The sequence below is a fragment of the Streptomyces soli genome (assembly GCF_003999195.1).
GTDB lineage: Bacteria > Actinomycetota > Actinomycetes > Streptomycetales > Streptomycetaceae > Actinacidiphila > Actinacidiphila soli.
Genome location: NZ_RJVR01000224.1, coordinates 43,763 through 66,371, shown reverse-complemented (window position 1 = coordinate 66,371; position 22,609 = coordinate 43,763). Strand labels below are relative to the sequence as shown.

29 protein-coding genes and 1 pseudogene are annotated in these 22,609 nt (G+C 71.4%); 13 read left to right on the top strand and 17 right to left on the bottom strand.

The genetic code is table 11. The annotated features are described in order from the left end of the window. Positions 1-7 precede the first annotated feature (7 nt). From EFK10_RS22065 to EFK10_RS22050, 4 genes are read left to right on the top strand one after another with little or no spacing between them, the layout of a single operon-like run. Positions 8-397, top strand: a complete 390-nt coding sequence (locus EFK10_RS22065) for a VOC family protein (protein ID WP_127357377.1) — start codon at positions 8-10, stop codon at positions 395-397. Positions 398-449: 52 nt separating this feature from the next. Further along, positions 450-1,508: an adenosine deaminase gene (locus EFK10_RS22060; protein WP_127357376.1), complete on the top strand. Its 1,059-nt coding sequence runs from the start codon at positions 450-452 to the stop codon at positions 1,506-1,508. A gap of 30 nt (positions 1,509-1,538) precedes the next feature. Beyond that, positions 1,539-2,186 (top strand): nucleoside/nucleotide kinase family protein, encoded by a 648-nt coding sequence (locus EFK10_RS22055; protein WP_127357375.1) that lies wholly within the window; start codon positions 1,539-1,541, stop codon positions 2,184-2,186. 14 nt (positions 2,187-2,200) lie between these two features. Beyond that, positions 2,201-3,178 carry a GNAT family N-acetyltransferase gene (locus EFK10_RS22050; protein WP_127357374.1) on the top strand — a complete coding sequence of 326 codons (978 nt, stop codon included), beginning with the start codon at positions 2,201-2,203 and terminating at the stop codon, positions 3,176-3,178. A 184-nt stretch (positions 3,179-3,362) separates the two neighbouring features. Here the strand turns inward: EFK10_RS22050 and ltaE are convergent, their stop codons facing one another. The 4 genes from ltaE to EFK10_RS22030 form a co-directional block, all read right to left on the bottom strand. Then, entirely contained in the window at positions 3,363-4,439 is a 1,077-nt protein-coding gene (gene ltaE, locus EFK10_RS22045) for a low-specificity L-threonine aldolase (protein ID WP_127357373.1), read from the bottom strand. Positions 4,440-4,487: 48 nt separating this feature from the next. Next, positions 4,488-4,904, bottom strand: a complete 417-nt coding sequence (locus tag EFK10_RS22040; protein WP_127357372.1) for a tetratricopeptide repeat protein — start codon at positions 4,902-4,904, stop codon at positions 4,488-4,490. 190 nt (positions 4,905-5,094) lie between these two features. Then, a complete protein-coding gene (locus EFK10_RS22035; RefSeq protein WP_127357371.1) occupies positions 5,095-5,718 on the bottom strand; it encodes an FMN reductase in 624 nt (207 codons plus the stop codon). A gap of 13 nt (positions 5,719-5,731) precedes the next feature. Beyond that, a complete protein-coding gene (locus tag EFK10_RS22030; protein WP_127357397.1) occupies positions 5,732-6,835 on the bottom strand; it encodes an LLM class flavin-dependent oxidoreductase in 1,104 nt (367 codons plus the stop codon). A 184-nt stretch (positions 6,836-7,019) separates the two neighbouring features. Between EFK10_RS22030 and EFK10_RS22025 the strand changes: the two genes are divergently transcribed. The 3 genes from EFK10_RS22025 to EFK10_RS22015 are packed head-to-tail and all read left to right on the top strand — an operon-like array spanning position 7,020 to position 8,754. Continuing rightward, positions 7,020-7,325, top strand: coding sequence for a GNAT family N-acetyltransferase (locus EFK10_RS22025; RefSeq protein ID WP_127357370.1), 306 nt, complete (start codon positions 7,020-7,022; stop codon positions 7,323-7,325). Continuing rightward, positions 7,322-7,783, top strand: a complete 462-nt coding sequence (locus EFK10_RS22020; protein ID WP_206305539.1) for an OsmC family protein — start codon at positions 7,322-7,324, stop codon at positions 7,781-7,783. Before EFK10_RS22025 ends, EFK10_RS22020 begins: the two co-directional genes overlap by 4 nt. Before the next feature lie 5 nt (positions 7,784-7,788). Then, positions 7,789-8,754, top strand: a complete 966-nt coding sequence (locus EFK10_RS22015; protein WP_127357369.1) for a pirin family protein — start codon at positions 7,789-7,791, stop codon at positions 8,752-8,754. 26 nt (positions 8,755-8,780) lie between these two features. Here the strand turns inward: EFK10_RS22015 and EFK10_RS22010 are convergent, their stop codons facing one another. From EFK10_RS22010 to EFK10_RS21995, 3 genes are all read right to left on the bottom strand, one after another. After that, the gene (locus EFK10_RS22010) at positions 8,781-9,068 is read right to left on the bottom strand and encodes a sigma-70 family RNA polymerase sigma factor family protein (RefSeq protein ID WP_127357368.1); all 288 of its coding nucleotides are present in this window, start codon (positions 9,066-9,068) and stop codon (positions 8,781-8,783) included. 299 nt (positions 9,069-9,367) lie between these two features. Next, positions 9,368-10,597: a pyroglutamyl peptidase gene (locus tag EFK10_RS22005; RefSeq protein WP_127357395.1), complete on the bottom strand. Its 1,230-nt coding sequence runs from the start codon at positions 10,595-10,597 to the stop codon at positions 9,368-9,370. A gap of 440 nt (positions 10,598-11,037) precedes the next feature. Next, on the bottom strand, positions 11,038-11,208 hold the full coding sequence (locus EFK10_RS21995; RefSeq protein WP_127357366.1) for a hypothetical protein: 171 nt from the start codon (positions 11,206-11,208) through the stop codon (positions 11,038-11,040). Positions 11,209-11,346: 138 nt separating this feature from the next. On the opposite strand from EFK10_RS21995, the gene EFK10_RS21990 reads away from it, so the two are divergent. Beyond that, positions 11,347-12,315 carry an NADP-dependent oxidoreductase gene (locus EFK10_RS21990; RefSeq protein ID WP_127357365.1) on the top strand — a complete coding sequence of 323 codons (969 nt, stop codon included), beginning with the start codon at positions 11,347-11,349 and terminating at the stop codon, positions 12,313-12,315. A 102-nt stretch (positions 12,316-12,417) separates the two neighbouring features. Next, positions 12,418-12,669, top strand: a complete 252-nt coding sequence (locus EFK10_RS53380; RefSeq protein WP_407647118.1) for a MarR family transcriptional regulator — start codon at positions 12,418-12,420, stop codon at positions 12,667-12,669. A 79-nt stretch (positions 12,670-12,748) separates the two neighbouring features. Here the strand turns inward: EFK10_RS53380 and EFK10_RS21980 are convergent, their stop codons facing one another. The 3 genes and pseudogenes from EFK10_RS21980 to EFK10_RS21975 form a co-directional block, all read right to left on the bottom strand. Further along, positions 12,749-13,147 carry a VOC family protein gene (locus EFK10_RS21980; protein WP_127357363.1) on the bottom strand — a complete coding sequence of 133 codons (399 nt, stop codon included), beginning with the start codon at positions 13,145-13,147 and terminating at the stop codon, positions 12,749-12,751. A 113-nt stretch (positions 13,148-13,260) separates the two neighbouring features. Beyond that, positions 13,261-13,431: pseudogene (locus EFK10_RS47660) on the bottom strand (hypothetical protein); the annotation flags it as partial. Between the two features lie 263 nt (positions 13,432-13,694). Next, positions 13,695-14,654 carry a helix-turn-helix transcriptional regulator gene (locus tag EFK10_RS21975; RefSeq protein WP_240677385.1) on the bottom strand — a complete coding sequence of 320 codons (960 nt, stop codon included), beginning with the start codon at positions 14,652-14,654 and terminating at the stop codon, positions 13,695-13,697. 239 nt (positions 14,655-14,893) lie between these two features. Between EFK10_RS21975 and EFK10_RS21970 the strand changes: the two genes are divergently transcribed. Continuing rightward, on the top strand, positions 14,894-16,030 hold the full coding sequence (locus EFK10_RS21970) for a PP2C family protein-serine/threonine phosphatase (protein WP_240677384.1): 1,137 nt from the start codon (positions 14,894-14,896) through the stop codon (positions 16,028-16,030). Positions 16,031-16,038: 8 nt separating this feature from the next. Here the strand turns inward: EFK10_RS21970 and EFK10_RS21965 are convergent, their stop codons facing one another. The 3 genes from EFK10_RS21965 to EFK10_RS21955 are packed head-to-tail and all read right to left on the bottom strand — an operon-like array spanning position 16,039 to position 17,433. After that, positions 16,039-16,506 (bottom strand): MarR family winged helix-turn-helix transcriptional regulator, encoded by a 468-nt coding sequence (locus tag EFK10_RS21965; protein WP_127357362.1) that lies wholly within the window; start codon positions 16,504-16,506, stop codon positions 16,039-16,041. Positions 16,507-16,540: 34 nt separating this feature from the next. After that, positions 16,541-16,729: a hypothetical protein gene (locus EFK10_RS21960; RefSeq protein ID WP_127357361.1), complete on the bottom strand. Its 189-nt coding sequence runs from the start codon at positions 16,727-16,729 to the stop codon at positions 16,541-16,543. 47 nt (positions 16,730-16,776) lie between these two features. Continuing rightward, entirely contained in the window at positions 16,777-17,433 is a 657-nt protein-coding gene (locus EFK10_RS21955) for a hypothetical protein (protein ID WP_127357360.1), read from the bottom strand. A 90-nt stretch (positions 17,434-17,523) separates the two neighbouring features. Here EFK10_RS21955 and EFK10_RS21950 point away from each other — a divergent pair, with 90 nt between their 5' ends. Continuing rightward, positions 17,524-18,498, top strand: coding sequence for a DNA polymerase Y family protein (locus EFK10_RS21950; RefSeq protein WP_127357359.1), 975 nt, complete (start codon positions 17,524-17,526; stop codon positions 18,496-18,498). Between the two features lie 16 nt (positions 18,499-18,514). On the opposite strand, the gene EFK10_RS21945 is transcribed toward EFK10_RS21950, so the two are convergent. From EFK10_RS21945 to EFK10_RS47655, 4 genes are read right to left on the bottom strand one after another with little or no spacing between them, the layout of a single operon-like run. Then, on the bottom strand, positions 18,515-19,489 hold the full coding sequence (locus EFK10_RS21945; protein WP_127357358.1) for an SDR family NAD(P)-dependent oxidoreductase: 975 nt from the start codon (positions 19,487-19,489) through the stop codon (positions 18,515-18,517). Positions 19,490-19,522: 33 nt separating this feature from the next. Further along, complete coding sequence (locus EFK10_RS21940; protein WP_127357357.1) at positions 19,523-19,741, bottom strand: hypothetical protein; 219 nt, start codon at positions 19,739-19,741, stop codon at positions 19,523-19,525. Positions 19,742-19,769: 28 nt separating this feature from the next. Then, positions 19,770-20,072, bottom strand: a complete 303-nt coding sequence (locus tag EFK10_RS21935; RefSeq protein ID WP_265737545.1) for a hypothetical protein — start codon at positions 20,070-20,072, stop codon at positions 19,770-19,772. 25 nt (positions 20,073-20,097) lie between these two features. Further along, positions 20,098-20,301, bottom strand: a complete 204-nt coding sequence (locus tag EFK10_RS47655) for a hypothetical protein (RefSeq protein WP_164836103.1) — start codon at positions 20,299-20,301, stop codon at positions 20,098-20,100. A 243-nt stretch (positions 20,302-20,544) separates the two neighbouring features. Between EFK10_RS47655 and EFK10_RS21930 the strand changes: the two genes are divergently transcribed. Next, complete coding sequence (locus EFK10_RS21930; protein WP_127357356.1) at positions 20,545-21,336, top strand: SDR family NAD(P)-dependent oxidoreductase; 792 nt, start codon at positions 20,545-20,547, stop codon at positions 21,334-21,336. Between the two features lie 76 nt (positions 21,337-21,412). Next, the gene (gene glgA / locus EFK10_RS21925; RefSeq protein WP_127357355.1) at positions 21,413-22,582 is read left to right on the top strand and encodes a glycogen synthase; all 1,170 of its coding nucleotides are present in this window, start codon (positions 21,413-21,415) and stop codon (positions 22,580-22,582) included. Positions 22,583-22,609 lie beyond the last annotated feature (27 nt).

Below are 22,609 nucleotides of genomic sequence, written 5' to 3'. Positions count from 1 at the left end.
CGCCTCCATGCCCCGTATCGCCCTGGTGACCCTCGTGGTCAACGACTACGACGAGGCGATCGCGTTCTACACCGGCGCCCTCGGCTTCGACCTCCTCGACGACGAGCCCCGCCCCGACGGCTCCCGCTGGGTCGTTGTCCGCCCGCCCGGCGGCGACGGCAGCGGCCTGCTGCTGGCCCGCGCCAAGGACGATGCCCAGCGCGACCGCGTCGGCGACCAGACCGGCGGCCGTGTGGGCTTCTTCCTGCACACCGAGGACTTCGCCGGCGACTACGCCCGCATGTGCGCGGCCGGCGTCACCTTCCTCGAAGAGCCGCGCCACGAGACGTACGGCTCGGTCGTCGTCTTCCAGGACCTGTACGGCAACCGCTGGGACCTGCTGGAACCCCGCCCGTAAGGGCTCGGGCGCCCCAGCTGACCACCCCAACGCATCCCAAGGAGCAGACCGCATGACGGCCCCCGACCTCGACGCCATCCGCCGCCTGCCGAAGGCCGTCCTGCACGACCACCTGGACGGCGGGCTGTGCCCCGGGACCCTGGTCGAGCTGGCGGAGACGGTCGGCCACACCCTGCCCACCACCGACCCGGACGCGCTGGCCGCCTGGTACTACGAGGCAGCCAACTCCGGTGACCTGGTCCGCTACATCGCGACCTTCGAGCACACCCTCGCCGTCATGCAGACCCGCGAGGGCCTGCTGCGCACCGCCGAGGAGTACGTCCTCGACCTGGCCGCCGACGGCGTCGTCTACGGCGAGGTCCGTTACGCGCCCGAGCTGATGCTCAGCGGCGGCCTCACCCTCCCCGAGGTCGTCGAGACCGTCCAGGAAGGCCTCGCCGCCGGCATGGCCAAGGCCGCGACGGCCGGCACCCCGGTCCGGGTCGGCACCCTGCTGTGCGCGATGCGGATGGCCGACCGCGCCCGCGAGATAGCCGACCTGGCGGTGGCCTTCCGCGACGGGGGCGTCGTCGGCTTCGACATCGCCGGCGCCGAGGACGGCTTCCCGCCCGCCGACCACCTCGACGCCTTCGAGTACCTGCGCCGGGAGAACGTCCCCTTCACCATCCACGCCGGAGAGGCCCACGGCCTGCCCAGCATCCACCAGGCCCTCCAGGTCTGCGGCGCCCAGCGCATCGGCCACGGCGTACGCATCACCGACGACATCGCCGACGGCAAACTCGGCCGCCTCGCCGGCTGGGTCCGCGACCGGCGCATCGCCCTGGAGCTGTGCCCGACCTCCAACCTCCAGACCGGCGCCGCGACCTCCATCGCCGACCACCCGATCACCGCGCTGCGCGACCTCGGCTTCCGCGTCACCCTCAACACCGACAACCGCCTCGTCTCCGGCACCACCATGACCCGCGAGATGACCCTCCTCGTCATCGAGGCCGGCTGGACCCTCGACGACCTGCGCACGGTCACCGTCAACGCCCTCAAGAGCGCCTTCATCCCCTACGACGAGCGCAACGCGATCATCCGCGACATCGTCCTGCCGGGATACGGGGCCTGACCCCGCCGACGCATGCGCGAGGATGGCCAGGTGCGACTCACCGCGATCACCTGGCCCCGGCTCACCGAAGCCCTCGCCGATCGCATCGTCGACCTCAAGCCCGCCGACGGCAGCCTCTGGCCGCGCATCGCGATCGACGGCGCCCCCGCCGCTCGGCCGGGGGCGCTGGCGCAGGCCCTCGCCGAGGCTCTGCGCACGCTGGGCCGCCCCGTGCTGCACGTCGGCGCGCAGACGTACTGGCGTCCCGCTTCGATCCGCTACGAGCACGGACGGCACGACCCCGACGCGTACTACGACCTGTGGCTGGACACCGGCGCACTGTGGCGCGAGGTGTTCGGCCCGCTGGGCCCCGGTGGCGACGGCCGCGTACTGCCGTCGCTGTGGGACCCGGTCACCGACCGGGCAACCCGCGCTCCGTACGAGCAGCTCCCACCCGGCGGAGTGCTGCTGCTGGACGGCGCGCTCCTGCAAGGGCACGGCTTCCCGCTCGACCTGAGCGTGCACCTGCGGCTGTCCCCGGCGGCGCTGGCACGGCGGACGCCGGAGGAGGAGCGGTGGACGCTGTCGGCCTTCGCGCGTTACGAGGACGAGATGCACCCGGGGGAGACAGCGGACATCCTCGTCCATACCGACGACCCGAACCGGCCCGCCTGGACGGCACGCGGCCCGGACCATTAGCGTCGCGGAGCACCATGACTCTCGCCACAGCGCCGCTGACCGCCGAACACATACCCGAGGCCGCCGCCCTGCTCGACCGGTGGTACAACCGGGCCTGGCTACGGCCGGCTGCATCGTCCACCGGCGAGGAACTCCTCGGCAAGATCCTCGCCGAGCCGTACGTCGAAGCGGCCTCCGCCCGCGCCGGAGGCGGCGACTTCGCGGGCTACCTGGCCGCGCTCCCGCTCGACGCGGCCGAGGACGAACCGGCGGCCCTCGACACCCACCCCCGCTCCGCCCTCGTGCCCTTCGGCGGGCACGCACTGCGCAGCGGCCGCGAGGCGGAAGCCCTGCTCTCGCTCTACACGGCCGTCGCCGCACGCCTGGTCGAGCAGCGCCGCCTCGTCCACTACGTCGACCTCCCGGCGGGGGAGTCGGCGGCCATGGTCTGGTTCCGCCTCGGCTTCGGCCTGGCACAGGTCCGCGGGCTCATGCCGGTCAGGCCGCGCGGCCGCCAGCCCCGCGGCGTGGACGCCCTGACCATCCGCCGCGCCGGCCCAGGCGACCTGGACCGGATCGGCCGCATGGCCGCGGAATCCGCCCGCCAGCAACAGCGCTCCGCCGTCTTCCTCCCCCAGCCGGACCCCGCCCTCACCGCCCTGCGTACGCACTACTCGGGCACCCTCACCGACCCGCGCAGCGCCTCCTGGGTCGCCGCCCGGCGCGGCGAGGAAATCGGCATGGTCCTGCTCACCCCGGCCCAGCCCAGCCCCGTCCTCCCCGAGCCCTGCGTCGAGCTGGCCGAGGCCTACGTCGCCCCCTCCGCCCGCGGCGAGGGCATCAGCCGCATCCTCCTCGCCACCGCCCTGGCCTGGGCCTACGACAACGGCTACCGCCACATCACCGCCCGCTGGCACGCCGCGTCCCCCGTCGCGGCCGGGCACTGGCCGGCGGTCGGCTTCAAGCCCGTCGCGTACCGCCTGCAGCGGGTGCTCGACCCCCGGCTGCACTGATCGTTAGTTGGTGTGGTCAACAGCACAGGCCCGCAAGGCCGTTGTGGTAAAGGCCATTGCCGCTGACGCCTAAACTCGAAACCGGGCTGCTGCGCTTCACGCGCCGGCCCCCAACGCCCCGGCCAGATCCCCCCGTCCTGGCCGGGGCGGCTTCCTTACTCCGATGCCGCGCCTTGACGTACCGTCAGGAATCCAGGGCCGCGCGGACGATGCGCACCGCCTCCAGGGTGTCCGTACGCGACACTCCCAGGTGGAAGACGAACCGCATCCGCGCTCCGCCCGAGCACAGCACTCCGCCCCGCGCCAGCCGCTCCGCGAAGTCCGGCGGGGTGCGGCCCGCGACGGTGTCGGCGTAGACCATGTTCGTCCGCGCCGGGCCCACCACCAGCCCCGGCAGGTCCTGCAGCCCTTCGGCGAACAGCGCCGCGTTCTCGTGGTCCTCGGCCAGCCGCTGCACATGGTGGTCCAGTGCGTACAGGGCGGCGGCCGCCAGCACCCCCGCCTGCCGCAGCCCGCCGCCCAGCGCCTTGCGCCACCGCAGTGCCTGGCCCACGAACTCCCGCGATCCGAGCAGTACGGAGCCGACCGGCGCGCCCAGCCCCTTGCTGAAGCAGACCGACACGCTGTCGAAAGGCTCCGCGATCCGCCGCGCTTCGAGGTACGGATCGCCGCCGGCCGCCACCGCCGCGTTGAACAGCCGTGCGCCGTCCAGATGCGTCGCGAGCCCCAGCCCGCGCGCCAGCTTCACCGTCGACTCGAGATACTCGACCGGTACGACCCTGCCCTCGGTCGTGTTCTCCAGGCACAGCAGCCGCGTCCGCGCGAAGTGCGGGTCGTCCGGCTTGACCGCGGCCTCGATCTCCGCCGGGTCCAGTGTCCCGTCCTCCCGTGCCACCAGTGGCTGCGGCTGTATCCCGCCCAGCACCGCGGCCCCGCCGCCCTCCCATCGGTAGGTGTGAGCGGACATCCCGGCGATGTACTCGTCGCCGCGCCCGCAGTGGCTGAGCAGAGCGCACAGATTGCTCTGCGTCCCGGACGTCACGAACAGCGCGGCCTCGAAGCCGAGGGTGCTCGCCATTCGCTCCTGGAGCGCGTTGACCGTCGGGTCGTCGCCGAAGACGTCGTCGCCGACCTCCGCCTCGGCCATCGCCCGCCGCATCTCGCTGCCGGGACGGGTCACGGTGTCGCTGCGGAGGTCGATGACCCGCTCGGCATCCGGGTTGAGGTGTTGTGCCGCGTGCTCGTACTCGTGTCGTCGCATGCGGTCCATTGTCGACGCCACCCGCGTGGATCACGCGGGTGGCGTTGATCACTCACCGGAGAAGGCGGCAGCCATGCGCAGCCAGGGTGCGGCCTCGTCAGCGCGGCCTTGGCGTTGCAGGGTGCGGCCGAGCATCAGGTGGGCGTAGTGCTCGACCGGGTCGCGGTCGATGACTTCGCGCAGCTGCTCCTCGGCGCGCCGCAGCTGCGCGGAGTGGTAGTAGGCGCGGGCCAGCAGCAGCCGGGGGGCGGTCTGCTCCGGGACCTGCTCGACGATGCCGGTGAGCAGCCGGGCGGCCTCGGTGTAGTCCTTGGCCTCGAAGAACATCCCGGCCCGCTCCCAGCGCTCGGCGGTGGTCTCCTCGTGGGGCGTGCCGACCTCGTCGTCGAAGAGATGCAGGGCCGTCGCCCAGCGGTCGGCTGCGGGCTCTCCGTCGGGCCGGTAGTTGTTGAAGTTGTCGGTCACGAGAGCTCCTTTCTCGGCATCGTGTGCGGCTTAGAGGCCGCGCAGATAGGTGGTGCGGCGTCGCGTGCCGATGGCTCTCGCCTGGCGGCGTTGTCGGGTCGCCGCAGCTCCGCTGCGTCTCCCTCCTCCGCCTTGCCAGACTCGGCCCTCGACCCGCTCCTTCCTCCACCCCACCTATCTGCGCGGCCTCTTACGCCGACCGGAGCGCGGCCAGCTGCTGCTCGAAGGGGACGACGGTCTCGGCGGGCTCGGTGGTGGCTGCGCGGCCACCCATCAGGCCGGCCAGTTCCTCGGCGGCCCGGGTGATCCGGGAGGCCAGGCCGTCGGTGCGGTCGTCCCCGGCCGTGCCCCAGTCCTCGGAGGCCGCGTACACGGCGGTGGGTACGACGATCGCGCGCAGGTAGCCGAACAGGGGGCGGACAGCGTGCTCAAGGGCGAGCGAGTGCCGGGCGGTGCCGCCGGTGGCGGCGATGAGCACGGGCTTGCCGGTGAGCGCGGTGTTGTCGATCACATCGAAGAACGACTTGAACAACCCGCTGTAGGAGGCGGTGAAGATCGGCGTCACGGCGATGACACCGTCCGCCTCCGTGATCGCTTCCAACGCTTCGCGCAGGGCCGCGCTCGGGAACCCGGTCACCATGTTGTTGGCGACGTCGGTGGCCAGATCACGCAGTTCGACCACGCGGACGTCCACGGGTCGCCCGGCGTCGCCCAGGCTCTGCCGGGTGGCTTCGGCGAGCCGGTCGGCCAGCAGTCGGGTGGAGGACGGCTGGCTCAGGCCGGCCGAGACGACCACGAGCTTCAGGGTGTTCATCCTTTCCTTCCTTTCAGGCCGGCAGATCGGCGGTTACGGTCTCGGTGTCGCGCGCCGCGACCAGCGAGGCGTGGGTGGGGGCGTCGGGCACGTCGGCCGGGCGGCCGGCGGCGAACTCCTTGCGCAGGACGGGCACTACTTCCTCACCGAGGAGGTCGAGCTGTTCGAGGACGGTTTTGAGGGGCAGTCCGGCGTGGTCCACGAGGATGAGCTGGCGCTGGTAGTCGCCGAAGGTTTCGCGGAAGGTCAGGGTCTTGTCGATGACCTCCTGCGGGCTGCCGACGGTGAGCGGGGTCTCCTTCGTGAACTCCTCCAGTGAGGGGCCGTGTCCGTACACCGGCGCGTTGTCGAAGTACGGGCGGAACTCGCGTACCGCGTCCTGGGAGTTCTTCCGCATGAACACCTGGCCGCCCAAGCCGACGATGGCCTGCTCGGGTGTGCCGTGGCCGTAGTGGGCGTAACGCTCGCGGTAGAGGTTGATCAGCTTCTGGAAGTGCTCCTTGGGCCAGAAGATGTGGTTGGCGAAGAACCCGTCGCCGTAGTACGCGGCCTGCTCGGCGATCTCCGGGGAACGGATGGAGCCGTGCCAGACGAAAGGAGGTACGCCGTCGAGCGGGCGGGGGGTGGAGGTGAAGCCTTGCAGGGGGGTGCGGAAGCGTCCCTGCCAGTCGACGACGTCCTCGCGCCACAGCTTGTGGAGCAGGGCGTAGTTCTCGATGGCGAGGGGGATGCCCTGGCGGATGTCCTGCCCGAACCACGGGTACACCGGTCCGGTGTTTCCGCGGCCCATCATGAGGTCGACGCGGCCGTCGGCCAGGTGCTGGAGCATCGCGTAGTCCTCGGCGATCTTCACCGGGTCGTTGGTGGTGATCAGCGTGGTGGAGGTGGAGAGGACGATCCGCTCGGTGCGGGCCGCGATGTGGCCGAGCGTGGTGGTGGGGGAGGACGGCACAAAGGGCGGGTTGTGGTGCTCGCCGGTCGCGAAGACGTCCAGGCCGACCTCCTCGGCCTTGAGCGCGATGGCGACCATTGCCTTGATCCGCTCGTGCTCGGTCGGGGTCCGGCCGTTCGTGGGGTCGGTGGTGACGTCGCCGACGGTGAAGATCCCGAACTGCATCGTGCCGCCCATCCTCTCATTTGGTTGACGCTTCAACTGTCTGCTTAACATGGGGCCCGGTGTCGCTATTCCCCGGAGCGTGGGCCTATAGTTGAAGTATCAACTATACTTCGCAATGGTTGAATCGTAAACTTCATCTCGGAAGGCAACGACGATGGCGCAGCGAGACTCCGCAGGAGGAGCGATGGAACCCCGAGTGGCCGACAACCCCGACCGGTCGCGCTTCGAGATCTTCGACGACAACGAACTCGCCGGCTTCGCCGAGTACCACCGGTACCAGGACGAGATCGCCTTCATCCACACCGAGATCGATCCCCGCTTCGGCGGCCGCGGCCTGGGCGGCGCACTCGCCCGCGCGGCCCTCGACTCCGCCAGGGAGCAGGGCCTCGCCGTACTGCCCTACTGCCCCTTCATCCGCGGGTGGATCTCCAAGCACCCCGACTACACGGATCTCGTGCCGCAGGACCAGCGCCAGCGGTTCGGACTGTGAGCCCGACGGACCCGGCCGCGCCCGCCCCCGCGTACGTACGGTCCGCGGCGGCGGTCGCCACCAGTACCGGCGCCGACTACCGCGTCGGCATACGCGCCGGCCGGCACCCCCTCGCCGCCGACGAGCCGGAGTCCGTCGGCGGCGCCGACACCGCGCCCACCCCGATCGGCCTGCTGCTGTCCGCTCTGGGCTCCTGCACCGCGATCACCCTCCGTATGTACGCCCAGCGCAAGCAGTGGCCGCTGGACGGCGTCCGGGTGCACCTGGCGTACGAGAAGGGCCCCGACCATGCGGCCCGGATCACCCGGCGTATCGAGCTGATGGGCAACCTCGACGACACTCGGCGCGCCCGGCTACTGGAGATCGCCGACCGTACCCCCGTCACCCGCGCCGTACGCGGCGGAACGCCCATCGTGCCCGAGCCCGCCCGCCTCCCCCCTGCCGCCGAAAGGGCGTGACAGCCATGAGCGACCTCGACCTCCACCCCTCGCCCCACCTCTGCGGAGGGCGCGACGACGTCTCCGCGCAGCCCGTCAGGGAACTCCTCGCCCCGCGTGAGGCCAACCTCGGCGGCAGCACCGTCGTCCGGCGCCTGCTGCCCAACCTCGGGCGCCGCATGGTGGGCGCCTGGGCCTTCGTCGACCACTACGGCCCCGACGACATCGCCGACGGGTCCGGCATGCAGGTGCCCCCGCACCCTCATATGGGCCTGCAGACCGTCAGCTGGCTCCACGACGGCGAAGTGCAGCACCGCGACAGCCTCGGCAGCCTCCAGACCCTCCGCCCCCGCGAACTCGGCCTCATGACCTCCGGCCGCGCCATCGCCCACTCCGAGCAGAGCCCCGTCCCGCACGCCCGCCTCCTCCACGGCGCCCAGCTCTGGGTCGCCCTCCCCGACGCCCACCGCCACACCAGCCCCGCCTTCGAACACCACGCCACCCTGCCCCTCGTCACCGCCCCCGGCCTCACCGCCACCGTCATCCTCGGCGAACTCGACGGCGCCGCCTCCCCGGGAACCACCTACTCACCCCTGGTCGGCGCCGACCTCGCCCTCGCCTCCGGCAGCGACGTACGGCTGCCGGTCAACCCGGACTTCGAGTACGCCGTTCTCACCATGTCCGGCGCCACCGACGTCGACGGCGTCCGCCTCGACCCCGGTTCGATGCTCTACCTCGGCTGCGGCCGCACCGAGCTCCCCCTGCGCGCCCTGAGCGACAGCGGCCTGCTCCTCCTCGGCGGCGAGCCCTTCGATGAGAAGATCGTCATGTGGTGGAACTTCATCGGCCGCTCCCACGACGACATCGCCCAAGCCCGCGCCGACTGGATGACCGGCTCCCGCTTCGGCGCCGTCACCGGCTACGACGGTGCCCCGCTACCCGCCCCGGAACTGCCCCCCGTGGCTTTGAAGCCCCGGGGACGGGTGCGCTGACCTGCGGTCTCTGTCGTTGCTGCGTATCAGCCGGGAAGCGATCGCGGCAGCCCGAACGACGGGAGCACGCTGTTGTCGAAGCGGGTGATGGCGCAGATCCGGTCGCCGGTGAGGGCGAGGAGGCCGGTCCCGTGGCGGATGCCGGTAGGGGCGCGAAGGCAGGCCCCGAAAGCCGGCTGACCGTTCGCTCGCGTCGGGACGAGGTCATAGGTCCGGCCCTGGCGGATGACGCTGGCGAAGAAGCGGGCCACGGCGTCGCCCTGGTATTCGAGGGTAACCGGTGGCATGGAGCCCCGGACATCGTCGGTGAGCAAGGCGACCAGCGCGTCGACATCGCCGGACTCGTGCGGATCGATGCGCGTCCCTCGAACCCTCCGAGGCCTTGCCAGGCGGCCAGGAGCGTGTCCTGGAGGGCGTCCTCGGCGTCCTGGACGCCGGCCGGGTACTCGGACGAGGCTGTGCGCGCGGGTTTTCGGGCACTGGCCCCGGTACTGCCCCCGGGGATTCCGAGCGAGGCACCGGGCCGCCCGGACAGAGACACCGGGCCGCCCGGACATGCGGGTGGTCTTCGAGGACGCGAGCGCGGTGTGAGGATCCACCGCCGGCCGGACAGCTAGAGCGTCCCCGCCGCCGTCACGACGATGGCGCGGACCTGGGCGATGATCGCGAGCCGGTTGGCCACGAAGGCGGGGTCGGTGACTGTGCCGGTGGCGGGGTCGGTGTTGCCGTCGCCGAACTGCAGGACGGGGGTGTGGACGTGGCCGCCGGGGATGTCGAGGCCGAGCTCGTCGCGCAGCAGGGTGGCCCGGTAGGCGATCTCGTTGGAGAGGTAGTCGCCGCCGCCTCCGGCGCGGGCGGTGGAGCCGGGGGTGGGGCCGGTGGCGCTGGTTACGGGGTCGGTGGCGCCGGCCGGGATCTCGGTGACGGAGGTGTGGTCGTACACGGGGAAGGGACCGGCGCCGGCGGCCAGGATGGCCCGGTAGGGGAGGGTGGTCGTGGTCCACTGCGGCTGTTCGGAGGCGTACGGGACGGGGACGACGCCGGTGACGGAGAGGTTCTCGTTGTCCGGGTAGCCGCCGCGCCAGGCGCCGTTGAAGCGCTCGACGTCGAAGCGGCCGACCCTGCCCTGGCTGACGGTGGTGAAGAGGTGGACCTGACGTGGCCCGGGGCGGAAGGAGGGGAGCAGGGTGCGCTCGACGGTGCCCGCGGTGAAGTCGGTCCAGCGGACGGGGAAGACCGCGGTCTCGATGCGGGCCGGCCCCGAGGCGGTTTCCACGGTCACCCCGTCGAGCGCGAGGGCGGTGGCGCCTGAGGGGTTGCTGCGGCGGACGTCGATGTCGAGCTGGAACGGGTCGAAGCCGGTGAGAAGGATCCGCTTGACGCCCTTTCCGGCTGGCAGACCGACGGAGTCCTCGCCGCGCGAGGTGCGTTCGAGGCGGTCCAGGAGGGCCGATCGCGCCGCGTCGGGCTGCCACAGGCGCACTTCACGGGTCATCGCCAGCCGCGCCCAGTACAGCGGCCGGTCGTCGTCCCGGCTCAGGTCGCCGCCCGCCGGGCCCCGCCCCTGCGCCCGGTCGACGGCCTTGCGCCACAGCCCGCTGCCGTAGCGGCTCACGACCCGCTCGGCGGCGGCCCGGGACCGTACGCCCGACAGTGCGGCGGCGAATTCCTGCACGGCGGTGTCGAAGCCGCTGCGGCGCAGAATCTCCTGGGGAGCGGCCTGGTCGAGGCGCTGTTCCTCGACGGTGGGGGTGGCCGTGGCGGCCCATGCGGGAGCGGACAGGACAAGGCCGGTGACCGGCAGGGCGGCGAGCGGCAGGGCGGTGAACGACCGACGTGTCATGTGCATGGGGCATCCTTCCGTCGCCGGAAGGATGCCCCATGTGACGCGAGTGGCGCCAGAGCGCCTGTCGCTTACGGGGCCGCTGTGTGGGTTGAGCGATAGACGGCGGTGGCGATCCGTACGAACGAGCGGATGCGGGGACCTTTTGGAAGCCCGGCAGTTCGCCATCTTCCCGTGGTTCCCGCCGCACGACACCGACGTGTCAGGCACCCGTTGGCTCGCGGTCATGCAGCGCCTGGCAGGCGAGTCCCCAGACGTCGAAAAGGGTGTCGGCTGCCTGTGCTCCGAGCACCACGCATGAGGAACCACCAGACGAACGAGCAGGCTCCCCGTGCTCAGTCACGACGGGGTGGGCGCCTCTGAAAATGACACGCGGTGTGGGAGCGGCTGTGGCAGGGTGGCGGCCCGGTAGATCCCTCCCGTCCCCAGCGCCAACCGGCTCACCGCAGGAGCGTCCGATGACGACACCACCCCGCATTGCCGGGCCGGTCCGGGGCCAGGGCCTCGCGGTGCGCCCGCAGGTCGTACACGGACCGCACCAGGCCGTCGGCGTCGATCCTGACTCGTACGACGGCGTTGTCGAGGGTGACGCCGTCCTCGTCCTGCCGCACCGCTCCTCAGCTGGATACTTCCCAATTGGAAGTAGATTCCCTTGATGGTAACCACCATCCGCGGGGTAGCGTCAAGGCCAGTTGCACGAAAGGCTGCACAACGGTCTTTCCACTCATTTGACTCGAGGGAGATGTCTCATGTCCGCATCCTCGATGCGCGCGGTGGTACAGCACGGCTTCGGCGGTCCGGAAGTCCTTCAGGTGGAGGAGGTGCCCCGCCCCGAGCCGCTGCCGACCGAGGTCCTCGTGCGGGTGCACGCCGCCGGGATCAACCCGGTCGACTGGAAGACCCGGTCCGGCACGGGCATGGCCCACGTGCTGGGCGACCCGCCGTTCATCCTGGGCTGGGACGTCGCCGGCGTGGTGGAGGAGACCGGCTTCGGGGTGACCACGCTCAAGCCTGGCGACGAGGTCTACGGAATGCCGTGGTTCCCCCGCGCCGCCGGCGCCTACGCCGAGTACGTCACGGCCCCCTCCCGGCAGTTCGCCCGCAAGCCGGCCGGCATCAGCCACGAGCAGGCCGCCGCCGTGCCGCTGGCGGCCCTCACCGCCTGGCAGGTCCTGGTGGACACCGCCGACGTCCGCCCCGGCCGGCGCGTGCTGATCCACGCGGCCGCGGGCGGCGTCGGACACTTCGCCGTCCAGTTCGCCAAGCACCTGGGTGCCTACGTCATCGGCACCGCCAGCAGCGCCCGCCACGAATGGCTCGCCGGGCTCGGCGCCGACGAACTCATCGACTACACCGCCGTCCGCTTCGAGGACGCCGTCAAGGACGTCGACGTCGTGGTCGACCTCGTCGGTGACGGCCACGCCAACACCAGCACCCGCTCCCTGAGCGTGTTGCGCCCCGGCGGCCTGCTCGTCGCCGTCCCCTCCGGCGCCTCGCCCGAACTGCTCGACACCGCCCGGGCCCAGGGCCTGCGCGCCAGCGCCTTCCTGGTCGAGCCCGACGGCCCGGCCCTGGCCCGTATCGCTGGACTCATCGACTCCGGCGACGTGAAAGTGGAGGTCGAGGAGGCCTTCCCCCTGGACCAGGTCGCCCGGGCCCACTCCCACGGCGAGACCGGCCACACCCGCGGCAAGCTCGTGCTGCGCGTGGCCTCCTGACGCCTGCCTGTGCGGTGTTCATGCGGTTGTCGCGTGGATGCGCTCGAGCAGCGAGGCGGTCCTGTGCTGGCGCACCGGGTACGGCGCGTGGTCGACGAGCAGATGGCCGCCGCCGGGCTGTCCCTGGCCCGGACGAAACTCCTGCGCGTGCTCGACGAGCAGGGCCCGACCCGTCTGTCGTCCCTGGCCGATCAGCTCGGTTTCGCCGCACGAACGGTCACCGAGACGGTCGACGGCCTCGAACGTGACGGGCCTCGTCGAGCGCAACCCGGACCCCACCGACCGCCGCGCCAAACTGGTCGTCCTCACCCGCGCTCCAGAACATCTTCGGCGCCCTCACCGACGAGCAGTTGAAGGCCCTCAGCGGGCTGCTCGGCACGATCGACATCGCCGCTCGTACGGCTGCCAAGACGGCTTAGCGAGCCTTCGGGTCTCAGGTGGTGATAGGGGTCAAGAAGATCCAGACGTGGCCGAACGGGTCGCGGAGCATCGACTGCCGGGCACCGTAGGGCATGTCGGCCGGAGGCGAGAGAAGTTCGGCCCCGGCGGCCGCGGCCCGGGCGCTCAGGCTGTCCACGTCCGGCACGTAGACATGCAGGACAACGGACGGGCCGACCGAGCCGGGGGGCGAGAACGGGGGTTCGGCGTCACCGAGCATGAGGGCGGAGTCATGAATTCTGATCTCGGCGTGGATGATGCGCCCGTCATCACCTTCGAGCCGGAAGTACTCCGATGCTCCGAACGCGGCTGCGTAGAACGCGATCGCCTCGGCGGCTCCGTCGACCATGACGTGAGGGATGACGGCGTACTTGTACTGCTCGGGGATCTTCATGCGCGTCACGGTAGGGCCGCGCCGATCAGCCGGACATCGGGCAAAGGTCGCGTCCTGGCACTTACGTGAGGCGTAGGACCGGGGTCGGTACTCCGGCGGCCCACCCCGAGGCGTCAGTCGGCTGCGGGGGAGACCAGTCGGCGTACGGCTTCGACGACCGCGCCGCGGTGGGAGCGCAGACGGGTCTCGTCCATGCCGCCGGGGGTCATGGCGCTGTCGGGGGTCCAGGCGCTGGCCAGGGCCAGGACGAAGGTGAGCAGGTCCTCGGGGGTGAAGGTCCTGGGGACGTGCCCGTCGGCCTAGGCCTTGGTGATCGCCTCCGTCTGCTGCATGGATGCGGCCAGCTGTGCGGGTCCGGGCCCGCGGCCGGTGCGTTCCAGGCGGTTCCAGGCGGCGAGCCGAAGTTTAGTTGCAAGCGGCTCGTGCGGCCGTCCACCTACGTCCCGGGAGGTCATCCATGCCCCGCGCACCGATCGCTCCACTGCTGGACTTCAAGCGCATCACCGTGGGGGACGGCCGCGAATGGGCCGACGCGTGACCCTGCCGCTCAACCCGACGAGGTGGTGGGTGGAGCTGCGGTGTCGCTCAGCAGACGCAGCCGTTCCGGGGCGTCCGTGGTCAACACGGGGGTATAGATCATCAGGCGCAGGTCGGGATGATCGCAGGGCTCCAGGCGGTGCAGCTCCAGCAGCAGATCACCGGCGGACGGGTGGCGGAACAGGTGCTCACGTGAGGTGAATCCTTCGACGTCATGGCTCTCCCAGCTTGCGCGGAAGGATTCGCTGGCCTCGACAAGCCGAGCGACCAGGTCGCACCAGGGGACCTCGCCGAGTCGGGGACCCACCTCAGCCCTGAACTCGCGGAGGAAACGACGGCTGGTGACCTCCCACTCTGGCATCAGCTCGCGCAGGTACGGGTCGGTGAACACCAGCCAGAGCATGTTCCGGTCCGTCAGATCGACCGTCGTGATGTTCGGGTACAGAGCCGCGAACGCGGCGTTCCACTCCTGTACGCCCCAGTCCGCACCGGTCACGTACGCGGGAAACCCCGGGAGCGAATCGAGCAGCCGCTGCACGCTGGCCGGGGCCTTGTCGGCCATCTGCTCGGGGGCGATTTGCGGGGCGGAGTACCCGGCCAGCGACAACAGGTAGGTGTGTTCCGCCGTCGACAGGCGCAGGGTGCGTGCGACCGCATCCAGCACCTGCCGGGACGGATGGATGTCGCGTCCCTGCTCGAGCCATGTGTACCAGGTGACGCTCACATCGGAGAGATAGGAGACCTCTTCGCGACGGAGCCCGGAGGTCCTTCTTCCACCGACCGGAGGCAGGCCGAGGTCGGCGCGCACAAGCTGCTCACGCCGGGTTTTGAGGAAGTCGCCCAGGTCGCGGCGCCGCTGCTCCTCGGCATTCACACTCCACCTACTAGTAGTGCCACTACTAGAGGTATCGCCGTCTATGCCCCTGAAAAGGTGGAATGGATCCTTGGGGGATGCCGGAGCCGAGATCACCCATCGCACGCCCTGCCGCCCCGCCCCGCTGAGGTCCCCCACACCCCGCAGAGGACGAGATGCTTCCCTTTCCGCCCGTCCACACCTCCACGTCCACCATCCGGCAGCTCCACGGGAGCCTCACGGCCGGCGGGCGGACGGGTGCACGGCTAAGCCGGGAGCGCATGCTCCGCATGTGCCCGCTGAGCCGACGCTGGGCACGGGCGGTTATAGCAATACTGTTCATCTGCGGAACGACCGTGGGCAGCTTCACGGCACCGACCGATATCCATCTCGCCTCCCTGCTGGTCGCTGCCCCGGCCTCGACCGCCGCGTGGGCCGGCCCCAGACTCACTACCGGCGTCGCCCTCCTCGCAGGCGTAGCCGTCGTGGCCATCGACATTCACGACGGCTTGCTGCACGCACCCCTCGGCGCGCCGGACTCCTCGTGGGTGATCATCCCGATCCACGTCGTCGCCCTCGTCCTGGTCTCCGCCTTCGTCATCGCCTTCCGCGCTCTGCACGACCGCGACCTTAAGGAACTGACCCAGGTGCGGGCGGTCTCCGAAGCGGCCCAACGCGTCCTGCTGCGCCGGCTTCCGCACCGGATGGGCCCGCTGCTGGTCGCCTCCGCGTACCGGGCCGCCCAAGCGCAGGCCCAGATCGGCGGCGATGTGTACGCCGCGACCCGGACGAGCGGCGCGACCCGCCTCCTGATCGGCGATGTCCGGGGTAAGGGCCTGTCGGCCATCGGCGAGGCGGCGGCCCTGTCCGGCGCCTTCCGGGAGGCCGCCTACCGGAACGCCACGCTGCCCGAGCTCGCCGCCTCCCTGGAGGACAGCGTCGGCAGGCACCTGGCAGAGATCGCCCATACCGACGACGACACCAGTGAACGTTTCATCACCGCCCTCATCGTCGAGGTCCCCGACGACACCAGCACGGTCCGGATGATCAGCTGCGGTCACCCCCCGCCCCTGCTCTCGCACCGCGGCCGCATCGCCGTCCTGCACACCCACCGGCCTGCTCCGCCCCTGGGCCTGGCAGCTCTGTCTCCCGACGCGTACCACGTCGACACCTTCCCCCTCGACGCCGGAGACACCCTCGTGCTCTACACCGACGGCGTCGTCGAGGCCCGCGATGCGGCAGGCGCCTTCTACCCCGCCTCCGACCGGGTCGCCGGCTGGGAGTGGGGGACCCCTCAGCAGCTCCTCGAGCGGATCCTCGACGATCTCCATTCCCACGTCGGCGGCAGGCTCGACGACGACGTCGCCATGGTCGCCGTCCAGCGCGCCCCCGTACCGGGCCCGGCCGGCGCCGGCGCGCCGGAATTCGCTCTCTCAGGTGGGGCCAGAAGGGCTCGGGTGACCGCTTTGCCGAGTGGCATCAACCCACTGTGAACGCCTGATCAGCAGGGTTCCTTGGCCAACTGTTCGAGGATGCGGTCCGAGATGCGGCCGAGGACGCCGATCTCCTCCGGGGTGAGGTGGTCGATGGCCAGGCGGCGAACGGCTTCGACGTGCCGGGGAGCGGCGGCCGCGATGGCCTCGCGGCCGGCCGGGGTGATGGATACGAAGGCTCCGCGTCCGTCGTCGGGGCACTCCTCGCGGACGACGAGGCCGCGCTTGGCCATGCGGACGATGTGGTGGGACATCCGGCTCTTCTCCCACTCCACCGCCTTGGCCAACTCCAGGAAGCGCAGTCGGCCGTCGAGGACGTCGGTGAGGCTGACGAGTACCCCGTAGTCGGAGGCGGACAGCTGGGAGTGGGCCTGGAGTTCACGAGCCAGTCGGCCGCTGAGCTTGTCCTGCATACGGATGAAGCTGCGCCAGGCATGCGCCTCCGTCGCGGCGAGCCGGCGCGGTGTCTCGTTCATTGTGTCAGTTTACCGCGATTGGTTGATGCATCATCTATCGCTGAGTCCTGGGGGGCTCGCCTTCTTCCTCGTACTCGCCTTCGGCCTGGGACGGGGTGGTCCTGGGGACCTCTGCGTGGACCTCCCCATTGGGGACGCCGTCGAGGTCGTCCCGCTCGCCCTCCGCCTGGGAGGGGGTCCTCTCATAGAGCTGGTTGTAGAGCTGATCGTCCGGAATGCGCATCGGGATCCTCCTGCCTTTCCGCTTCCAGCCTCCCACTCGCCGCGGGATCAGGTGCGGCGCGGCGACACCAGAAGGAAACTGCTGCCGTGCCGGTCGCGGTGCAGCGTGCACTGCCAGCCGTAGCGCTCGAGGACCTGCTGGCAGGTCGCCAGGGCCTCCGGTGCGCCGGTGCCGCGCCAGGCGACCTCGGCGACGCCGGACTGGGCGGCGGCGGGGGATACGGAGTAGCCGGTGGACGGGGGATGGCCGGCGGCCTCGAGGGCGAGGGCGACGGAGTGGACGAGGCGTTCGCGCTCCCAGGGGGCGGGACGTGAGGTGTCGCCGTCCTGGAGCACCCGGCGGATCTCCAGGAGCCCGGACCAGGCGGCGGCGACCTCGGCGGCGCGGCCGGGCGGGGCGGGGGAGGCCGGTCCGGTGCCGTCATCGGCGGTGAATCCGGCGGCCGCCGGGGCCAGGGCGGGGGTCGGGGTTGAGGCCGGAGCGGCGGGCCGGGCCTCCGCCGGCTCGGGGCCGATCCGGTCCAGTACGCCCCGTACACGCAGCCCCTCCGGGGTGAGGTAGAAGCCGCCGACCCGGCCGTAGCGGACGGCCAGGCCGAGCCGGGCCAGGGCCTCACAGGTCGGGACGCGGGCGCCCAGCCGTCCCGTCTCGGCGTCGGACTCCAGGATTGCTCGCCGCTGGGCGGCGGAAAGGAGGTCGGCCATGCCCAGCACCCTATGTGGGAGGTGCGACACCCCTTCGGTGCCCTACACTCGAATTCGAGCAGACGTTCGAACAGGTGAGGTGGCCGCGGCATGGTCGTACCCGCACAACACCAGCATCCGCACCCGGACCCCGGCCCGTGCGTGCTCTACATCCGCTGCGGCCCGGTCGACCGGGCGACGTACGCCGGGCTGGCCGAACTCGTGGCCCAGTTCACCCCTCTCGTGGAGACCGTGCCACCGGACGCGATCCTGGCCGACGTACGCGCCGCCGTGCGGTACTTCGACCGGCTTCCCGAGCAGCTCGCCCTGATGATCGGCACCCGCGCCACCGCCCTGTACGACGTACGCCTCACGATTGGCGCCGCCGGCAACCGCACCGTCGCCGCCATGGCCGCTGGAGGCAACAGCCGGCCCGGCCGCGTCCGCGCCGTCGACACCGACCCCGAGGCGGTGGCCGACTTCCTGCGCCCCCAGCCGGTCGACGTCCTCTACGGCATCGGTGAGGCCGCCGCCCGCACGCTGACCCGGCGCGGCCTCTTCACCGTCGGCCAGGTCGCCGTCACGCCGCTGCCGGTCCTCCAGGGCATTCTGGGCACCGACACCGGGCGTACCGTCTGGGAGCGCGCCAACGGCATCGACCCGCATCCCGTCACCGCCGAAGCCCCGACGAAAAGCCTGACCGCCGACCGGCTGTTCAACGCCGACACCGTCGGCACCGACGCCGTACGCCGCAGCGTCCTCGAACTCGCCGACGCTCTCGGACGGCAACTGCGCGGCTCCGGCCAGACGGCGTCCGCCCTCGCCCTGACCATCGGGCTCACCGGCGGCTCCTCCCTCGGCCGCGCCCGCACCCTGCCCGCCCCGACCGGGCACACCGCCGCCCTGGCCGACGCCGCGCTCGACCTGTACGAAGGGCTCACCCTGCGGGACACCCGAGTCCGCGCGGTGGCGCTGCGCGCCGAGAACCTCGCCCCCGCCTCGACCCGGCCCGACCACCACCCACCCGCGTCCCCTCGGGCCCGCAGCGTCATGCCGGCCACCCTCACGGACCGCACGCGCCGCTGAGCTTTTCGCAGACGGCTCAGGCGTTCGCCGCGAACGCGTCGACGCCTGTGAGTTCGGCCGACAGCTTCCACAGCCTCGCCGCCTGCCCGGGGTCCGTCGCGTAGGCGCGTACGCCGCTGGTGAGCTCGCCCTCGCCCTCCCCAAGGGGCTCCGCGATGTCACAGTCCTCGCAGTAGACCCCGCCCATGCCCGCCAGCTGCGGGGATGTCGCCGCCCATACGTGGGTCGCGGCACCCTGCGCGGGGGTCTTGATGCCGGGGTCCAGCGGGTGGCCGTCCGCGTCGATCCAGCCGGCGGCGATCATCTCCTCCTTGGGCACGTGACGGCCCAGCTCGGTGAGGATGACACCGGGATGGAGCGAGAAGGCCCGCACCCCGACGTCCCGGCCGAGCGCGTCGAGCTGTACGGCGAACAGCGCGTTGGCGGTCTTGGCCTGGCCGTACGCCTGCCACTTGTCGTAGCCGTGCTCGAGGTGCACGTCGTCCCAGTGGATGTCCGAGAGCTGGTGGCCGTTGGAGGACACCGAGACGACGCGGGCCCCGCCGCGGGCGATCGCCGGCCAGAGCCGGTTGACGAGGGCGTAGTGACCGAGGTGATTGGTCGCGAACTGAGCCTCCCAGCCCGGTCCGAGCCGTGTCTCCGGGCAGGCCATGATCCCGGCGTTGTTGATCATCAAGTCGATGCCACGGCCGGAGGCGAGGAAACGTTCGGCGAATCCTCGGACGATGTCGAGGTCGGAGAGATCCAGTTCGTCGACCTCGACACCGTCGATGCCGGTGAGCGCCTCTCGCGCTGCCGCTGGGCGCCGGGCAGGCACCACCACCTGGGCACCGGCGCCGGCGAGCGTGCGCGTCGTCTCCAGTCCGAGGCCCGAGTAGCCACCGGTGACGACCGCGAGCTTCCCGGTGAGGTCGATCCCGCGCACCACCTCCTGCGCAGTGCTTCGGGCCCCGAATCCTGAACCGATCTTGTGCTGAGGTGTTGTTGTCATACCTCGACGCTACGGATTGGAGCGTGCTCCAGGTCAAGTCGCGGCCAGGCTCCGTCCATCCCCGGACGGGGACGGTGTCGAGGGGACGGGCTTGTCGAGCATGTCGCAGACCGCGGCATTCACCAGGGCCTGGTCGGCGGCGCCGACCTTCGGCTCGGCCAGGCCGAAGATGGTCGCCGTGAAGACCGAGACCGTGGGGCGGCCGGTGCTGTCGGTGTAGTCCTCGCTTGATTGACGTGCTCCCCGGCCCAAAGGTCCGGGGATTCCTGCCGCGGCTCATCTAGGAACGGGCAACGGTCTGCGGCACGTTGTAGCCCTCGACCCGCAGCGCGGGCCGGCCCCACAGGTAGTTGTCGCTGTACAGCGTCGGCAGCACGCGGTCGTTGCTCCTGCTGTCCAGAAGGGAAAGTCTCACCATTGCCGCGACGGCCGAGCCGTGGTTGTGGATCCTGGCGGTCGCCGCCCGGCGCGCTCCCGAGCGCGTGACCCGCACGATGTCGGCGGAGACCTTCACCGACTTGGCCTTGTTGAGGACCTTCATGTCGGATGCCTGGCGGTAGCGCCAGTAGGTGTTCTCCGACAGGAGTCGGCCCCGGCCGTCCGACCAGCTAGCCCTTCGTACGCCCGCCCCGCGCAGCGGCCAGCAGTTCCCCGGCGCTGAGCGGGCGCGGCAGCGCGCCGCGGCGGGCGGTCGCCATGTCGGCGAAGCAGCCGTCGCACACCGCCAGCGGGATGTGGCGGATGCCGCAGTCGCGGACGGTCCCGTCGTCCCGTCCGCACACGTCGCAACTGCTGACCGGCTCCACCGCCATGTGTTCGATAGTGCCGCGCCGACAACGCCGCCCGGCAGGGCGCGCAGCGGTCGCAGGGGCGCGCCGACAACGCCGCCCTCTTCCCCTGTGAGCTGCCGGGGTCCAGGCTTGGGCGTGCATCGGGCACGATCATGAAAGGACCCCCGAGGACATGCCGCTGAACGCCGAAGCCGTCCGCGCCTGCTACCCCGCCCTGCGCGACGGCGCCGCCTATCTGCTCGCAGGCGTCGCGGAGCTGAACTCATGAGCCCCCGGACGAAGTCCCCCGTAGCCGTCGTCACCGGCGCCGCCCAGGGCATCGGCCGCCAGGTCGCCGAGGCGCTCGCCGCCGAGGGCTACGCGCTGGTGCTGGCCGACCTCCGCGAGCCCTCCGACACCCTGACTGCCGTACGCGAGGCGGGCGCCGACGCCATCGCCGTCACCGGAGACGTCGCGGCGGACGCGTATGCCGATGCGCTCGCCGCCCGGGTCAGTGAGCAGTTCGGCCGCGGCGCAGATGTACTGGTCAACAACGCCGGGGTCTCCCTGTTGAGCCCCGCCGAGGAGACCACCGCCGACCAGTGGCGCCGGGTCCTGGAGGTCAACCTCACAGGCCCGTTTCTGCTGTCCCGCGCCCTGGGGCGCCTCATGCTCGAGGCCGGCGGCGGCTCGATCGTCAACATCGCGTCCATCGCCGGGCTGCGCGGGGTGTCCGACCGGGCCGCGTACAACGCCAGTAAGCACGGCCTGGTCGGCCTGACCCGGACGCTGGCCGCCGAGTGGGGCGGGCGGGGCGTGCGGGTCAACGCGGTGTGCCCCGGCTGGGTCAAGACCGAGATGGACGAGGCCGACCAGGCCTCCGGCGGCTACACCGACGACGACATCATCGGCCAGGTGCCGATGGGCCGTTTCGCCGCCCCGGGCGACATCGCCTCCGCCGTCTGCTTCCTGGCCGATCCCGCCCGCAGCGGCTTCGTCAATGGCGTCGCCCTTCCCGTCGACGGAGGTTGGACCGCCGACGCGAGCTGGACCTCCTTGCGGATGCGGAAGCGATAGGCAAACGTTCGTACGGATCAAATCCCATTCCCGGGGCATCAATGTCAGTACGCGGCGACAGAACCAGGAGGCGCCCGTGAAGGTCGGACTGCTCACGCGCGAATACCCGCCGGACGTCTACGGCGGAGCGGGCGTCCACGTGGAGTTCCTCGCCCGCGAACTACGCGCCCTCACCGACCTGCAGGTGCACTGCTGGGCCGGCTCGGGCGAGAGCGGCGACGACTCCGTGTTCCGCCATGAGGCCGCTGCCGAGCTCGCCGGCGCCAACGAGGCTCTGCGCAGCCTGTCCGTCGACCTCTCCATGGCCGCCGCGCTCACCGGCCGCGACCTCGTGCACTCGCACACCTGGTACGCCAACCTCGGCGGCCACCTCGCCAAGCTCCTCCACGGCATCCCGCACGTGATGACCGCCCACTCCCTCGAACCCCTGCGCCCCTGGAAGGCCGAGCAACTCGGCGGCGGATACGCCCTCTCCAGCTGGGCCGAGCGCACCGCGATCGAGGCCGCCGACGCCGTCATCGCCGTCTCCCACGGCATGCGCGCCGACATCCTCGACTGCTACCCCACCCTCGATCCCGCGCGCGTCCACGTCGTCCACAACGGCATCGACACCCGCCTCTACCGCCCCGACCCCGGCACCGATGCCCTGCGCGCGCACGGCATCGATCCCGCCCGCCCGTACGCCCTCTTCGTCGGCCGTATCACGCGCCAGAAGGGCGTCCCCCACCTGCTGCGCGCCGCGCGCCACCTCGACCCCGCGACCCAGCTCGTGCTGTGCGCCGGCGCCCCCGACACCCCGGCCATCGACCGCGAGTTCCGCGACCTGGTCACCGAACTGCGGGAGCTGCGCGACGGCGTGATCTGGATTCCCGAGATGCTGCCGCGTCCCGAGGTCGTCCAGATCCTCACCCACGCGGCGGTGTTCGTCTGCCCCTCGGTGTACGAGCCGCTCGGCATCGTCAACCTCGAAGCCATGGCCTGCGGCACCGCCGTCGTCGCCTCGGCGGTCGGCGGCATCCCCGAAGTGGTCGAGGACGGCGACACCGGACTGCTCGTCCCGTACGAGGAGAAGGACCCGGCCGGATTCGAAACGGCCCTGGCGGCAGCCGTGAACACGGTGGTCGCCGACCCGGCGACGGCAGCGCGGATGGGTGAGGCCGGGCGGGAGCGCGCGGCGCGCGAGTTCGGGTGGGACGCTGTGGCCCGACGTACGGTGCGCGTGTACGAGGAGATCCTCAAATTCTGACAACAGCGGAACAGTTGCAAGGGGGCG

What these genes read in the sequence shown, in the direction of transcription:
- EFK10_RS22065 (WP_127357377.1), top strand. Translation starts at nt 8, where the DNA reads ATGCCCCGTATCGCCCTGGTGACCCTCGTGGTCAACGACTACGACGAG.
- EFK10_RS22060 (WP_127357376.1), top strand. Translation starts at nt 450, where the DNA reads ATGACGGCCCCCGACCTCGACGCCATCCGCCGCCTGCCGAAGGCCGTC.
- EFK10_RS22050 (WP_127357374.1), top strand. Translation starts at nt 2,201, where the DNA reads ATGACTCTCGCCACAGCGCCGCTGACCGCCGAACACATACCCGAGGCC.
- ltaE (WP_127357373.1), bottom strand. Translation starts at nt 4,439, where the DNA reads ATGCGACGACACGAGTACGAGCACGCGGCACAACACCTCAACCCGGAT.
- EFK10_RS22035 (WP_127357371.1), bottom strand. Translation starts at nt 5,718, where the DNA reads ATGAACACCCTGAAGCTCGTGGTCGTCTCGGCCGGCCTGAGCCAGCCG.
- EFK10_RS22030 (WP_127357397.1), bottom strand. Translation starts at nt 6,835, where the DNA reads ATGCAGTTCGGGATCTTCACCGTCGGCGACGTCACCACCGACCCCACG.
- EFK10_RS22025 (WP_127357370.1), top strand. Translation starts at nt 7,020, where the DNA reads ATGGAACCCCGAGTGGCCGACAACCCCGACCGGTCGCGCTTCGAGATC.
- EFK10_RS22015 (WP_127357369.1), top strand. Translation starts at nt 7,789, where the DNA reads ATGAGCGACCTCGACCTCCACCCCTCGCCCCACCTCTGCGGAGGGCGC.
- EFK10_RS22005 (WP_127357395.1), bottom strand. Translation starts at nt 10,597, where the DNA reads ATGACACGTCGGTCGTTCACCGCCCTGCCGCTCGCCGCCCTGCCGGTC.
- EFK10_RS21990 (WP_127357365.1), top strand. Translation starts at nt 11,347, where the DNA reads ATGTCCGCATCCTCGATGCGCGCGGTGGTACAGCACGGCTTCGGCGGT.
- EFK10_RS53380 (WP_407647118.1), top strand. Translation starts at nt 12,418, where the DNA reads ATGGCCGCCGCCGGGCTGTCCCTGGCCCGGACGAAACTCCTGCGCGTG.
- EFK10_RS21980 (WP_127357363.1), bottom strand. Translation starts at nt 13,147, where the DNA reads ATGAAGATCCCCGAGCAGTACAAGTACGCCGTCATCCCTCACGTCATG.
- EFK10_RS21965 (WP_127357362.1), bottom strand. Translation starts at nt 16,506, where the DNA reads ATGAACGAGACACCGCGCCGGCTCGCCGCGACGGAGGCGCATGCCTGG.
- EFK10_RS21960 (WP_127357361.1), bottom strand. Translation starts at nt 16,729, where the DNA reads ATGCGCATTCCGGACGATCAGCTCTACAACCAGCTCTATGAGAGGACC.
- EFK10_RS21955 (WP_127357360.1), bottom strand. Translation starts at nt 17,433, where the DNA reads ATGGCCGACCTCCTTTCCGCCGCCCAGCGGCGAGCAATCCTGGAGTCC.
- EFK10_RS21950 (WP_127357359.1), top strand. Translation starts at nt 17,524, where the DNA reads ATGGTCGTACCCGCACAACACCAGCATCCGCACCCGGACCCCGGCCCG.
- EFK10_RS21945 (WP_127357358.1), bottom strand. Translation starts at nt 19,489, where the DNA reads ATGACAACAACACCTCAGCACAAGATCGGTTCAGGATTCGGGGCCCGA.
- EFK10_RS47655 (WP_164836103.1), bottom strand. Translation starts at nt 20,301, where the DNA reads ATGGCGGTGGAGCCGGTCAGCAGTTGCGACGTGTGCGGACGGGACGAC.
- EFK10_RS21930 (WP_127357356.1), top strand. Translation starts at nt 20,545, where the DNA reads ATGAGCCCCCGGACGAAGTCCCCCGTAGCCGTCGTCACCGGCGCCGCC.